This is a genomic window from Nitrospira sp. Nam80, from assembly GCF_965152575.1.
Map to the genome: position 1 here is coordinate 2,410,760 of NZ_OZ224216.1, position 14,367 is coordinate 2,425,126.

Sequence of the window (14,367 nt, forward strand, 5' to 3'; positions counted from 1 at the left end):
CGGCGACCGAACCGACCGTCATGATCCCGACGGTGGCGGCGCATTGCGGACCAGGAACACGACCGCATCGTCCGGGAACGGCGCTTTCAGGGTCATCATGCCGTCCCGTACCGACGGCATGATGCTGGTATTCCCGCTCGCTGGTTCAAACCACTCCACCGACCATGCGCCTTCCGCACTCAGGTCGAGAGTAATGGTGCCGCCTCCCGGCGCAAATCCCAACACGAAATCAGGCCCCATCAAACAATAGCCCGTCGAGCAGCGCGAGGGATCCGTCACCGGAACCGAATTTCGCAGGTCCATCCGATTCGCATAGCTGCCGGTTTGCCCCATCCGCTCCATGACCGCCCCTTCGCTCGCATTGGGACGTCCGTAGCCCTGACAGTAGATGTACCAAAGATTGTGTCCTCGAGTGAATGCTTTCCAGGGCCAACGCGGGTCATTCGCTCCGGTGCACGGGACCATATGGTCCATATCCAGAATGCTGACCTGGGCTCCCGTGCTCGGCGGCGGCGTTTCTTCATAGGATGGACCGCCCGGAGCGACGAAATCGGCCACGCCGGAGGCCAGCACCCGGTTGTTGAAGTTTTGGAGCGAAGTCATGCCGACCGGATGGGGATAGAGTCGCTCGGACTCATATCGTTTGATGAAATCCACGAAGTGTTCCTGCCAGGCATTCATCGCGGGGCTGTCGTAGCATTCGTTACAGATCTCATAGAGCACATTGTCCAGGTCGCCCACCGTCTCGATCACCTGGCGCACATACGCTTCTTGGTACGGCGTAAATGACTGCTCTACGCTGCCAAGTTCAAGACCATGACCGTCTCCATCGACATCTCCGTTCACATCATTGATGTTGTTCCGGCTGTTGAAGGGATGCGTCTTCCACGACTTGCTGTCCGGTATCCGCAAGCCGCTCTCCCACCCGAAACTGTGCCAGAGCATAATCGATACATACACGCCCTCCGCTCTTGCCGCCAGCACGCGAGCCCGCATCCGCTCAAAGTAGGCATTCGCGTTGATATCGGGATTCGCGAGGTTACCGATATCCAGACGGGAGAGATCGAACTTGTTCGCTCCGTCCGCAGCACAACAAATTGGCGAGCGTACCCAGGGCATCTGCATCGCGCCTCGCAACTCGGGATTTCCGCTGCTGCTTTCGCTCGTCCACAGACGGAGCAGATTGCCGCCGTACCGCGACAACATGTCGAGCGCGGTTTGAAAATCGGACGTGGTGCCGCCGCCGAATACATAGTCCTGGAACTCCGATCCTTCGTAGCCGCCGCTCAAATAACGAATCCGCCCGTCCGGAGTCGCGAAATAACGTCCGTTGTCCGAGCTCTTGTGCAGGAGCAATGAACCCATCGGTGGGCACTGCGCGGAGGCCGGGCCGGAAAAGCACAGAGCGTGAATCAACCACAGAACGAGGATTCGACCGATATCACCGGTGGAACAGCGGAGAGTGAAGCGGGCAATCGCGCTGGTACGCAAGGTGGAGATCTACGCGGGCTGCAGGGCCTTCTTCAAGGAACCCACAAACGCGCCGACCTTTTCGATCATGCATGGGTCCTGGCCATACTGTTCTACTAGCCGAACGATGGCCGTACCTACGATCACGCCGTCCGCAACTTGCGCGACACGGGCCGCATCCTCCGGTGTGGCGACCCCAAATCCGACCATGACCGGCAGGCGCGAGTGCTGTTTGATCCTTTTGACATTGTCCGCGACACCGGCGACATCGCGAAGGCGGCTTCCCGTGATGCCGGTGAGCGACACGTAATAGAGAAAACCCCGTGATCGTTTGGCCACCAGGCCGCGACGGGCGGCCGTACTGGTCGGCGCCAAGAGGAAAATCAAATTCAGCCCGGCCTCGCCTGCGGGATCCGTCAATGGATCTGCTTCATCCGGCGGCATATCAGGCACGATCAGCCCGTCGACCCCCGCCTTTACCGCTTCCCGGCAAAACTCCCCTGCGCCGAAGGCGTAAATCGTATTGTAGTATGCCATGAGGACGATGGGGATCTGCGTCATGGTACGCACATGGGCGACGGAGGCCAAGATTTTGCGCAACGACGTCCCGCTTTTCAGTGCCCGATCGGCGGCTTGTTGAATGACTGGGCCATCGGCGATCGGATCCGAAAACGGCACGCCCAATTCGATCACATCCGCCCCTGCCCGCTCCAGCTCGATCACCAGTCGTTCGGTTTCATGGAGCGTGGGATCGCCGGCCATAATATACGCAACGAGCGCCTTGTGCCCGTCCGCTTTCAAACGACCGAATGTCGCCTCCAGCCGGCTCATGACACAGTGACTCCGCGCAACTTCGCCACCTGCTGCACATCTTTGTCGCCACGGCCTGAGAGATTGGCAAGGATCACTTGGCTCTTCTTCATGGCGGGCGCCAGCTTGACCACTTCCGCGATTGCATGCGCACTTTCCAAAGCCGGCACAATGCCTTCCTGGCGCGCCAGCAAATCAAACGCCGCCATCGCCTCGTCGTCGGTCGCCGAGGTATATCGAATCCGGCCCGTTTCCCGGTAATAACTGTGTTCGGGTCCGACAGCGGCATAATCGAGCCCGGCGGAGACGGAGTGGGTGAGATTGATCTGGCCCTGCTCATTTTGAAGCAGATAGGTCATGGTGCCTTGCAAGACTCCCGGACGCCCGCCTGAGAATCTCGCCGCATGTTTGCCGCTGGCAAGGCCGAGCCCGCCTGCCTCGACTCCCACCATTGCGACCCGCTTATCGCCGATGAATGCGTGAAACAGCCCGATCGCATTGCTACCCCCGCCCACGCAAGCCACCAGACAATCAGGTAGCCGGCCTTCTTGAGCCATCACTTGTTTCTTTGCTTCTCGCCCGATAACCGATTGGAAATCTCGGATCATCATGGGATAGGGATGCGCTCCCAACACGGACCCCAGGATATAGTGAGTATTCTGCACATTGGTCGTCCAATCCCGCATCGCTTCGCTGATCGCGTCCTTGAGCGTCCGGCTGCCGGCCTCGACTCCCGTCACCTTGGCGCCCAGGAGTCTCATGCGAAACACGTTCAAAGCCTGCCGCTCCATATCCTCGGTGCCCATATAGATTTCGCATTCGAGACCGAACACGGCCGCTACGGTCGCGGTCGCCACGCCATGTTGCCCGGCCCCCGTTTCCGCGATGACCCGCGGTTTTTTCATGCGCCGCGCCAGGAGGCCCTGTCCGATTGCATTGTTGATCTTATGCGCGCCGGTGTGAGCTAGATCCTCCCGTTTCAGATAGATCTTTGCCCCGCCCAATTTCTTCGTGAGCCGCTCGGCGAAGTACAGCGGTGTCGGCCGCCCCACGTACTGTCGTAGATATGCCTTGAATTCCGACTGGAACCGCGGATCGCGCCGCGCCTTGCCATATTCACGCTCCAGCTCCAATAAGGCCGGCATGAGTGTTTCCGGCACATACCGTCCCCCGTATTGACCGAACCGGCCTCGCTGGTCAGGCATCGCGGCCGTCATGGTTTTTGTTGCACTCGGCATGTCAGTGTTTGTCCGTTCCGGTAGACTATTTCCCAGCCTGTCGCAGTATAAGAAACCACCTCACGCCGAGGCAAGTTTCGCGGCCTGTACGAAAGCCCGGATCTTTTCATGATCCTTCTGTCCGGGACGTGTCTCCACACCGCTGCTCACATCAACGGCATAGGGTTTGACGGCTCCAACCGCCGCCGCGACGTTCTCCGGCGTGAGGCCCCCCGCGAGAATGACCGCCATCGACTTGGCGATTTCCGCGGCGATGGTCCAATTGGTCGTCTGGCCGGTTCCACCGTAGGCATCCGGCGCGAAAGCATCGAGCAGGAAGCCCCGCACCTGCGCCCTCCCCTTGTATTCGGCCAACGCTAGCAACGACGCGCAGTCTTTGAGTCCGATCGCCTTGATCACGGGACGCCCCAACGTTTCGCAATAGCCGGCCGATTCGTCTCCGTGCAGTTGAGCCAGGGCAAGGCCGCACGCATCCATGAGATCACGCACGATCTTTGGTTCTTCGTTCACGAAGACGCCGATCGGGAACACGAAAGGCGGTAGACCCGCGACAATGGCTTTGACCACCTGCGGCTCCACATAGCGAGGACTCTTCCGGTAAAAAATGAAGCCTAGCGCGTCGGCACCCGATTCGACGGCTGCAGCCGCGTCGTCCGGATTCGTGATGCCGCAGATTTTGACCCGGATCGTCATTGGATCTTCGTCAATCCCTTCACGAACAGGTCGTCGCGCTTTTCTGCCGGCCATAGAATCCGCGGTAGGCCCATTGGCAGGCTTTGCCTTTCGTATCAAAAGTCAACCCGATCGTTTCATTGCGTCCGTCCTGAGTCGGCACCGTCCACTCGCATACCTCACCGCCATCCGCGAAGGAGTGACATCTCGTGGGTATCCCCATTTCCCTGATCCGCGCATCCTTCGTGCTGCCAAGCCACTCGTCATACTGCTTTGAGTAGCCTTCCAGGTCCTGGCTGGCGCATCCACCGAGCAGCAAGAACGCCACCAGCATGAGAATCCCGCTTCGCTTCATGCCTCCTCCTTCTTGATGGGGTCTCCCAGCAGCTCTCTGATTTTGGCGCCGATATCGTTCGCGCGGATCAGCGATTCGCCGACGAGCATGGCATGGACCCCCGCCGCGAGCACTCGTTCCACATCCGCTCTGGTATGGATGCCACTCTCGCTCACGATCAGTTTGTCGGGCGGAATACGCCTGGCCAATCGAACCGTCACGGCCAGATCGGTGGTAAAGGTCTCGAGATTACGGTTATTGATGCCGATGAGGCGAGCCAAAGGCAGCCATTCGAGCACTGTATCCAATTCCCGCTCGTGATGGGTCTCTACGAGCACATCCATTGACAATTCGCGGGCGAGGGTGAAAAAGTCCACCAATTGCCGGCGCTCCAGTCCCGCCACAATGAGTAATACGGCGTCCGCCCCATTGGCCCTCGCTTCGTAAAACTGTATCTCGCCGACCATGAATTCCTTATTGAGAGCCGGAAGACCAACTTTCTGTTTCACTTGGGCCAGGTATTCAAGGCTTCCTTGAAAGAAATCCCGGTCCGTCAGGACGGAAACCGCCGTCGCCCCATGCTCGCGATAGGCCGTTGCAACCGCCACGGGATCGAATCGGTCCGCGAATTCCGGCCGGAGCAGACCCAAACTCGGGGAGGCTTTTTTGACTTCAGCGATCAAGGCCGGTTTCGTCGGGGTGCGGGTCGCGTCGATCGCCACGGCAAATTCCAACGGTGGTCCGGCGTCGCGGATTCGGCCTTTCAACTCCACCAGGTAGCCGCGACTCTGCTTATGCCGTAATTCCGCTTTCTTGTGCTCCAGAATCCGTTGAAGGATCACGCGGTTCCTCGATTGGTGAACGCGATGAGCTGCTCCATTTTCTCCATTGCCGCCCCCGAGTCGATAATGCGGCCGGCCAATTGATAGCCTTCCTGTAAAGTCTTTACTTTTTTTGCCGCGACGAAGGCAGGAGCCGCATTCAGGCAGACGACGTCGCGCTTTGGCCCTTTCTTGCCGCACAGGATGTCCCGCACGATCCGGGCATTGTCATCGGGCGTGCCGCCGGCCAAGTCCTTTGGATGGGCGCGGGGGATTGCAAAGTCCTTCGGATCAATCCAATAACTGGACACGACACCAGCCTTGCCTTCCGAGACCCTGGTGCGCTCCGTGATGGTCATTTCGTCCAGCCCGTCCAGGCCGTGCACGATGAAGCAATGCTGCGATCCGAGATGGATCAATACCTTCGCGAGGAGTTCGGTCAGATTGCCGTCGAACACCCCGAGCACTTGCACCGTGGCTCCGGCCGGATTGGTCAGGGGTCCCAGAATGTTGAGCAATGTCCTGATGCCCAGCTCCTGTCGCACACCGGCGCAATGTTTCATCGCGCTGTGATACAGAGGAGCGAACAGGAAACCTATCCCGACCTCATTGACACAGTCGGCCACACGGTCCGCAGGCAGGTCCAATTTAACTCCCAAGGCCGCCAGCACGTCGGCGCTTCCGCACTTGGATGAGACCGATCGATTGCCATGTTTCGCGACCGTGATTCCTCCGCCGGCCACGATAAAGGCCGTCGTGGACGAAATGTTGAACGTCTGCGCGCAGTCTCCGCCGGTCCCGCAGGTATCGACGACGAGAGGATCGGCTACTCGGATTTTTATCGCATGCGCGCGCATCGCCCGCACCGATCCAGCAATCTCCTCGACTGTTTCGCCTTTCATGCGAAGCCCCATCAAATAGGCGGCGATCTGAGCGGACGGAACGGCGCCGTCCATGATTTCCGACATCGCTTCCTCCGCCTCCTTTTCAGTGAGGCTGATTCGGTCGGCGAGCTTCGCGATAGCGTCTTTGATCATCAACTGAACCGTCCCTCGTCGCTCGTATTCTTATTTTGCATCGTATCCGGTGATGCGTATCTCCTCGCTCGTCAGCAATAAGTCGGGAACTTTTTCTTGCGCTTCACAGTTCACGCTTCACGAACGACGAGTCCGGCTAGAGCTTCAGGAAGTTTCGCAAGAGGTCTTTTCCGGAGGTCGTGAGGATAGATTCCGGATGAAACTGTACGCCCTCAATGCCCAGCCCCTTGTGCCGCATGCCCATGATTTCGCCTTCCGCTGTCTCCGCCGAGACTTCGAAGCAGTCCGGGAGATTGCGCCGATTCACGATCAGCGAATGATACCGGGTCGCCTCGAAGGGGTTGGGCAGGTTCGCAAAGATCGTCCTGGTATCGTGGCTCACCATCGAAGTCTTGCCATGCATCAACCGCTCGGCCCGGATCACTTCGCCGCCGAACGCCACGGCCAGAGACTGATGGCCGAGACAGACTCCCAACAATGGCAACCGCCCTCCAAAATGCCGGATAGTGTCGACCGACACCCCCGCCTCACGGGGCGTGCAGGGTCCCGGTGAAATGACGATACGGGCCGGCTTCAGGTCTTCAATCTGTTCGACCGTAATTTTGTCGTTTCTATAGACCCGGACATCTTCCCCCAATTCCCCAAAGTATTGAACCAGGTTATAGGTAAAGGAATCGTAATTGTCGATCATGAGGAGCATAACTGACTTAACCCGAATGTTTTATAGGATATAATTCTTTCCGTATCGCGTTTGGTACCCGCTGCTGTACCCATGACCTAATGTGCCTTCACCTGTAAAATCGTAGTTTGTCTCTCCACACAACTGTTTCGTAACACCGCTTCCAATCTGAGGGTGAAACCCTGCTGGACTAGAAACTTGGGATCAGTCCTATAGTTGTATATTTCACCACGACGATCCCCCTTCCGGCGATAGCACGATAGCAGAAAATGCAGTGCCCGCTCCAGTGCTATGACACGGCAAATTTTCTAGGCCTCGGTCGGATCGTACATTCCATAGTGTCGAGGCCGCCACTTCCTTCCTCTGACCGGTCATCGCCAGTCAACAATCATGGCAGCCCCAAAGAATGTGCCGCAGTCTACATCTCGTTATGCCCCTCGAATAACCTCTTGTCGGACGCTATTGCGAACCAACCGTCATTCAATTGACGCAGGGGAGCGCTTTCACCTTTGGTGATGGCAATACGGCAAGCGATTTACCCTACTCGGGTCAGAACCCCCAACCAGCCTGGGCGCGATTGTCGTAGGAATGGGTGCAAGCAGTCGTAAGGTAAGCGCATGGAAATCGGCGAGGTTCATCCGCTTATCCGGAGACGGCAAAATTATCATCACAGCGACTCGCCGTTTGGTAGAGATTGACTGTCCTGAGGAGCTTTCAATCGAGCCAGGGTCATTACTCAACAACCCACACGGCACACCCAACCGCCCGCTGCAACAGCCGCCGCGCGATGCCGCCGAAAAGGGGCTTTTTCAGGCCGGAACCTGACGAAAATCCAGCCCAGTTTCAACGGTGGGGGAAACAAGGAAGGTGCGCGGCGCGAGGGCCGGAATGGCAGATCGGGACCGTCGCGTTTCCACTGCATGGGACCTGTGTCATGCAGGCCCCACAAATCTTTCTAGAATAGAAACGCTTTCTCTCTGGTTGGGCGGTCGAAATGTTGTGCGCCCCATGATTCTGGATTCATGGACCCATTGCGCCAAGGCCGGCCTGATTGCCGAACGTCCTTCGATCAACCTTCGGCGGGTCATCACGGCCAGCTGACACAACGCCTGCAAACGACCGGTGCCTCGGAGACAGCGGTGGAAGCTGAGATTGATGCGCTCGCGATGGTTCGCTTCAATGGGTACTGGCACGTCAGCTGAGGCCGACTCTCGAGCGTGTCCCGACTTTGATCGGCTTCATACGTCTGCGCTGCAAAGTTCGGCGCACGGCCCGTTCTGTCCCGACGAGAGCGCTGCCGATCGCAACATCGAGGGTGGCGTCCTGCGCTTCGAACACCACGCTTGGAAGATTACTCAGGACTACTTTGATCCGGCAGATTTGATCGATACCGCCGCGGGGACCATTCACATCTGTTACACGCACACTGACCCGCTCGATAGAGTCGGCGAACTTTGCGAGCTTCCTCTCGAGCTTCTGCCGGATAGACGCCCGTTGGTCCTGGCTCAAATGAGCTCCCAACACCCGGATGTGAGCTGGAACCAGCCGTACATCTCTACGAGCGGATTTCCGCTTGGCCGCTTTGGGGATCCAACCCGGGAAGCGTGAACGTGGAGAACTGCGCCCACCTCGTGTTTCTTTCATATCTGCCTCTCCTCGCTCTCAGTACTCGGCACCGTGCTTGCCGGCGCCCGCGAGCCGCGGTTCTACCGCCGCTTGCCTACCTCCGCTTCAATTCACTTCCTACTCTAACCCCTGCTCCGCCAGTTCTATCGCTTTCATCATCGCCCTGGCTTTGTTACAGGTCTCCTCATATTCATGCTCCGGATTCGAATCGGCCACAATGCCGGCGCCCGCCTGAATATAAGCCTGCCGCCCCTTGATCACGATCGTGCGGATGTTGATGCACATGTCCATGTTGCCCGAGAAGCCGAAGTATCCGACCGCGCCGGCGTAGGGGCCTCGCCTTGCCGGTTCTAATTCCTCGATGATTTCCATGGCCCGGATCTTTGGCGCCCCGGAGACGGTTCCGGCCGGGAAACAGGCGCGGAGCACATCGTAAACGGTCTTGTCCCGATCCAGATCTCCCGTGACCTGGGAGGTGATGTGCATGACATGAGAATAGCGTTCTACCTGCATGAGCGTTTCGACCTGCACTGATCCCTTTCGGGCAACCCGGCCGACATCATTACGCCCGAGATCGACCAGCATGACGTGCTCGGCCCGCTCTTTTTCGTCTGCCAGCAGCCGGCGCGCCAACTGTTGGTCTTCTTCCGGTGTCTTGCCTCGCCGCCTCGTGCCTGCAATGGGACGGACGCAGATCTTGCCGTCTTCGCAACGGACCAATGTTTCGGGCGACGATCCGACCAGCTCGACGCCGGCGATCCGCAAGTAATACATGTACGGCGAGGGATTAATGACCCGTAACGCGCGATAGAGCTGAAAGGGGGTCGTGTGAATCTGGGTCTGCCACCGTTGCGACAGCACGGCCTGTACGACATCACCGGACCGGATGTATTCCTTGGTCCTGGACACCATTTTCTCAAAATCGGCCTGGTTCATGTTGGGCGTAAAGGTGATCGGCTTGCGTCGCCGCTTCGACCGGATGCGGCGCAACGGACGCTTGAGCCGGGCGATCATACCTTCGATGCGGTCGGTTGCTTCTTTATACGCCCTGCGAATATCCCGATCCTTGGTGGAGGAGACCTGAGCGTTGGCGACCACTTTGATCTTTTGGGACACATTGTCGAAGATGAGCAGGGTATCGGTGAGCAGAAAGGCCCAGTCGGGCAAGCCGAGGCCGTCTTTTCTCGGGGCCGGCAACTCTTCAAACGTTCTGACCGTATCGTAGCTGAAATAGCCGACTGCCCCTCCGACGAACCGCGGCAGGCCGGGGACTGCGACAGGACGATAGTCCTGCATGAGTTCGCGCAACCGCTCCAACGGATTGCCGCCGGAAGGAATCCGGCGGCTGGTAGTTCCGCTGGTGAGTAGGAGATCGCCGCGATCTTCATGCACCATCGCGGGAGAGCCGCTGCCCAGAAATGAATATCTCGCCCAATTCTCCCCTCCTTCGACACTTTCCAACAGGTACGCAGAGGGCCCGTGGTCGATTTTGGCAAAGGCCGACACCGGCGTCTCATAATCCGCCAGGATCTCGCGATACAGCGGGATGAGATTCCCCTCCTGTGCCAGCGATTTCAAGTCGTGGGTAGTAAGAGAGTATGAACGTTGAGTCATGCCTGCGCCTCAGCAGGATGTTGAAAAACTCCTCCCAGCGTGGTTCCCGGAAGACACTGGGCGCTCACCGACTCGCGCCCGTGCGCAAAGATGAGACGACTTATTCGTCGTCTCGCGCACCTCAGAGGCTCAACGTACAGAAAGAGTACGCTTCGCATCTTCACTGGCTGCGGCCGCGCTGGAAGGCTTTTTGAACATCCTGCATGGTATTCTCCCGTCACCCGAGAGAGCCATTTCTCCATAGTGGGAGATCGTTTTTCATCGACCTCTTAAGGTTGGGCGATGATGAGCTTTTGACCCACCTCGATGGTATCGCTCAGCAAATTATTCCATTTGCGTAATTTATCCACAGAGACATGATACTTCCGGCTGATCCGGAACAGCGTCTCGCCCGGCTGCACGGTGTGGACGCTCTCCGCCGACAGGTCCGCGGCCAAGTCCGGCGGGATGTCGGTCGCAATCCCAGGGGCGCTCTTCATCGAATTTCCAAACGTCGGTTCCTCAAATGCCTCGAGTGACGATTTCGGCGCGCTCAACGGCTCAGCCCGTTCCGCCTTCCGGGATTTTGAAGGGCCGGTCATCCGTTTCATGTCTTCGCGCGCTTTCCGTTCCAGCATCGCCGCTTCTTTCATCGCTTCCGCTTCTTCCTGAATCTGAGCGGCTTGCTGTCTGACCGCATCGACCTGCGCGCCGAGTTCGCGGTTCCGCGCCTCCATTTCAGACAACTCCCGCTTGGCCCGCTTCACCTCGCTGTCCAATTCGGCCGTTCGTTTCTCTTCCTGGGCGAGCAACCGCTGAAAATTGAGGCTCCGGGCCTTCTCGGCTTCGTACTTCTCGGACATGACGCATCCGGTTGAGAGCAGGATGCTCATGATTACAAGGGACGCCTTCGGCGCCATGGTGACAATCGTGTGCTGGGGCCCTGGTTTCATCGCGACTGTGCCTCCTTCCTACCGATCCTTCGCATCCCGCCACGCGCCCTCCGAAAGCCGGGGCCGCGGCAAATCCGCATCTCTGCCGCACGAGAGAGCTAGAATAGTGGCCAACGACGCGAATGTCAAAGCGAAAGCCCGTGCCGGGTTTGACCGCTTCCCCGCCCCTATGCTACGGTCCGGAAGGGATTTATCGCCGTCATTTACTGAACTCCTTAGACTGGAACTATGAGCCGGTCCACAAACAGGTCTGCGCCCAAAACTGTGCTGGTGGACGGCGTTACACTTCACCTGGCCAGGCCGATGACGTCGGCTCAGGAATGGATCGGTGACCGCGAAATTCTCAAGCAACTGCTCGCCTGTTGGCTCGTGATCGATGAGAGGGATCTTCCTCTCTCCCCGCGAATCACCGGTCAGCCGGGGATCGGCAAGACGACGCTAGCCATGACCGGCGCGGGCGAACGGCGTCAGGATCTCTATATCTATCAATGCACGGCGGATACGCGCCCGGAAGACTTACTCATCACGCCGGTCCTGGCCGAATCCGGCACGATCTCCTACCATGCTTCACCGTTAGTCACGGCGATTCTCACTGGCGCAGTCTGTGTCCTCGATGAAGGCAACCGCATGAACGAGAAGAGTTGGGCCTCGTTGGCCTCTTTGCTCGATCACCGGCGTTGCGTCGAATCGATCGTCGCGGGCATTCTGATCAAGGCGCACCCGGATTTCCGTTGCTGCGTGACCATGAACGAGGACGCTTCAACCTATGAAGTGCCGGATTATATCCTGTCCCGCCTGCAGCCGACCTTGAGCGTCGGGTTCCCAAAACGCAGCGATGAGTTGGCGATCCTGCGCTATCATTTGCCCTTCGCGCCGGCGGACCTGCTGACCCTTACGGTCGAGTTTCTGCAGGAAGCTCATCAACTGAACCTTGAATACTCGGTGCGGGACGGCATTCACCTCTTGCAGTACGCCCTGAAACGCCGTGCACAGGATCCCGACCATCCGCTCGCCAAAGACGAAGCCTGGCGCGAAGCGCTGATCAAGGTGTTGGGAGAAGAGGCGCTTGATCTGCAATCCTTGTCTCAGCGGCGAAAGCGGGCGCTCGGCGATCAACCTCTTCCGCAAGGCATGGGCGATTTCTTCTTCGAAAGCGACGATCCACTTCATCCCGGCCGCTGATGGGCTCCTCGGCTCCGAACATTGACCAGGTCTTTCGCCTGTCCCCGCAGATCCATGTCCTGCCGGTTCTCCATGGAACCGGCGATGTGGCTCAAGAAGTCCGCGAATTTTTGATCAGCCGTCCCGTGGATTGCCTGGCCGTGCCGCTGCCCCCTTCCTTTGAAACCGCGGTGGAACAGGCGGTCGCCGAATTACCGGCCATCCATGTCGTGTTGTGCCAGGAGCCGGACAACGGAGACGACAAGGTCGTGAATTATGTCCCGGTGGACCCCTGCCAGGCGGTGATCATGGGCATTCGGGTCGCCATAGGCGAGGAGATTCCCCGAGCCTATATCGATCGCGATGTCACGATCTTCGATTCGGGCCCGTTCACTGCTCCGGATCCGTTTGCGCTGAAACATGTTTCTCTGGCCGCCTTCGCCGCCGCCCTTGCTTCGACCCTCCCTGCTCCCGCCGTCCATTCTCAACAATGGGATCGCATTACGTGGATGGCGTTCCAACTTCATCAACTGGAATTGGATTACCATTCCGTCGTCTGTCTCTGCCACGTTCGCGATTGGCCCTGGCTGCGGCTCGCCTATCAAGAGCGCCGGCCCTATCGCGAACCCGAGTTGCCCGCGGCAAGGACGGAACAATACAGAGTCGAGCCGGACACGCTGTACTTTGCCTTGGGAGAGTTGCCGTTTGTGACCGAGTTGTATGAACGCCGCCGCGCGGAACTGCGTTCGGACCGATTCTTATCGATCGACGGGATCAAGGAATTGCTCTTGGAAACGAGAGCGCGATGGCAACGTGCGTCCGCCAAAGATGATCGTTCCATCCCGAATTGGGTGACGCCTCAGCTCCTCCAGCTGTATCTGCAGTATGTGAGAAACCATGCCTTGCTGGACCGCCGGCTGACGCCGGACCTCTATACTCTCGTCCTCGGGGCCAAGCAGATGGCCGGCGACCAGTTTGCGATCCATCTGTTTGAGACCGCGAAGAGTTATGGCTACCAGGATGAGCAAGCAGGAATGTACTCAGCCACCCTTTCCGCCGGGCTTGGACGATTTGAATTGCCGGACGGCGTGGTCGTGGCCGCGAAAAATCGCCTGCAAGGTCCGCCGTTGCAGTGGCGGTCCTTGTCGCTGCGCCCGCTCCCGTCGCGTACGAACCGCCGCCGCTGGTCCTATTTATGGAATCCCTTCCGCCAATGTTCCTGGCCGCCGGAAGACCAAAAAATTGAAAGCTTCAATACCCACGTGCGTGATCAGGCAAAAGCACTTATCGGCGCGGATCTCGCCAAAGTCGAAAAATTTACCACGTCAATCAAGGATGGGATCGACATTCGCGAAAGCTTGCGTCACTGGTACCGGCGTCATCGCGCGGGACAACCGGCCCGCATGGACATCTATGTCAGGGAAATCCCTCCCGGCCGCGGCAATGTCGATACGGTGATTTTCCTGTTCGATACTCCGGCTGATCCCGACCGGTATACCTGGCAGGCGACTTGGTTCGCCGAACATCAGGAAGAATCCACCCTGTGTTTCTACGCGACGCCGTTTCTCGATCAAATGGTCGGACCGGGCATCGGACAATCGAACTATGGCGGAGCGCTCTTTCTCTTTCCCCCTCGGCCGATTCCGGACATCTGGCAGGATCAGGCATTGGGCTTTGCCAAGACATTGGAAGAACGGCTGGTCGCCGCTGCTGCCGTCCATTCTCAAGAAACTCATGTGGCGCTGGTGTCCCCGATTCCTCCACGCGCCCGCTGGCGTCACATTGCGCGCCGATATGGGCGGCGCCTCGTCACCATTCCCTTGTCGCGGTTTTCAGGCCAGACCATCGAACGGCTTCGCCGCTTCCACGTTTTGAATGGGCATGAAATTAGGAGTTATGCGGCTAAATTCATTCGTGAATAACAACAAGGCGACCCATCGCCGGGACGATGTGCGACCGGAAGGCACGCAGCC

13 protein-coding genes are annotated in these 14,367 nt (G+C 58.5%); 2 read left to right on the forward strand and 11 right to left on the reverse strand.

The genetic code is table 11. The annotated features are described in order from the left end of the window. Nucleotides 1-18 precede the first annotated feature (18 nt). The 11 genes from ACWGXE_RS11295 to ACWGXE_RS11345 form a co-directional block, all read right to left on the reverse strand. The gene (locus ACWGXE_RS11295) at nt 19-1,365 is read right to left on the reverse strand and encodes a cellulase family glycosylhydrolase (RefSeq protein ID WP_447597869.1); all 1,347 of its coding nucleotides are present in this window, start codon (nt 1,363-1,365) and stop codon (nt 19-21) included. Nucleotides 1,366-1,500: 135 nt separating this feature from the next. Next, entirely contained in the window at nt 1,501-2,301 is an 801-nt protein-coding gene (trpA, locus tag ACWGXE_RS11300) for a tryptophan synthase subunit alpha (protein ID WP_447597870.1), read from the reverse strand. Next, nucleotides 2,298-3,518, reverse strand: coding sequence for a tryptophan synthase subunit beta (gene trpB, locus ACWGXE_RS11305; RefSeq protein WP_447597871.1), 1,221 nt, complete (start codon nt 3,516-3,518; stop codon nt 2,298-2,300). Before trpB ends, trpA begins: the two co-directional genes overlap by 4 nt. 60 nt (nt 3,519-3,578) lie before the next feature. Then, complete coding sequence (locus ACWGXE_RS11310; protein WP_447597872.1) at nt 3,579-4,211, reverse strand: phosphoribosylanthranilate isomerase; 633 nt, start codon at nt 4,209-4,211, stop codon at nt 3,579-3,581. A gap of 19 nt (nt 4,212-4,230) precedes the next feature. Then, complete coding sequence (locus tag ACWGXE_RS11315) at nt 4,231-4,545, reverse strand: hypothetical protein (protein WP_447597873.1); 315 nt, start codon at nt 4,543-4,545, stop codon at nt 4,231-4,233. Next, complete coding sequence (gene trpC / locus ACWGXE_RS11320) at nt 4,542-5,366, reverse strand: indole-3-glycerol phosphate synthase TrpC (RefSeq protein ID WP_447597874.1); 825 nt, start codon at nt 5,364-5,366, stop codon at nt 4,542-4,544. The genes ACWGXE_RS11315 and trpC overlap by 4 nt, the downstream gene beginning before the upstream one ends. Further along, nucleotides 5,363-6,382, reverse strand: a complete 1,020-nt coding sequence (gene trpD / locus ACWGXE_RS11325) for an anthranilate phosphoribosyltransferase (RefSeq protein ID WP_447597875.1) — start codon at nt 6,380-6,382, stop codon at nt 5,363-5,365. The genes trpC and trpD overlap by 4 nt, the downstream gene beginning before the upstream one ends. Nucleotides 6,383-6,518: 136 nt before the next feature. Then, nucleotides 6,519-7,082 carry an anthranilate synthase component II gene (locus tag ACWGXE_RS11330; RefSeq protein ID WP_447597876.1) on the reverse strand — a complete coding sequence of 188 codons (564 nt, stop codon included), beginning with the start codon at nt 7,080-7,082 and terminating at the stop codon, nt 6,519-6,521. A 1,173-nt stretch (nt 7,083-8,255) separates the two neighbouring features. After that, nucleotides 8,256-8,705, reverse strand: coding sequence for an HPF/RaiA family ribosome-associated protein (locus ACWGXE_RS11335; RefSeq protein WP_447597877.1), 450 nt, complete (start codon nt 8,703-8,705; stop codon nt 8,256-8,258). 99 nt (nt 8,706-8,804) lie between these two features. Continuing rightward, nucleotides 8,805-10,301 (reverse strand): anthranilate synthase component I, encoded by a 1,497-nt coding sequence (trpE, locus tag ACWGXE_RS11340; protein ID WP_447597878.1) that lies wholly within the window; start codon nt 10,299-10,301, stop codon nt 8,805-8,807. 269 nt (nt 10,302-10,570) lie between these two features. Then, complete coding sequence (locus tag ACWGXE_RS11345) at nt 10,571-11,233, reverse strand: LysM peptidoglycan-binding domain-containing protein (RefSeq protein ID WP_447597879.1); 663 nt, start codon at nt 11,231-11,233, stop codon at nt 10,571-10,573. A 228-nt stretch (nt 11,234-11,461) separates the two neighbouring features. On the opposite strand from ACWGXE_RS11345, the gene ACWGXE_RS11350 reads away from it, so the two are divergent. Together ACWGXE_RS11350 and ACWGXE_RS11355 are read left to right on the forward strand one after the other, a co-directional pair. Beyond that, on the forward strand, nt 11,462-12,415 hold the full coding sequence (locus ACWGXE_RS11350) for an AAA family ATPase (RefSeq protein WP_447597880.1): 954 nt from the start codon (nt 11,462-11,464) through the stop codon (nt 12,413-12,415). Continuing rightward, nucleotides 12,415-14,316: a hypothetical protein gene (locus ACWGXE_RS11355; protein ID WP_447597881.1), complete on the forward strand. Its 1,902-nt coding sequence runs from the start codon at nt 12,415-12,417 to the stop codon at nt 14,314-14,316. The genes ACWGXE_RS11350 and ACWGXE_RS11355 overlap by 1 nt, the downstream gene beginning before the upstream one ends. The last annotated feature ends 51 nt before the right edge of the window (nt 14,317-14,367 follow it).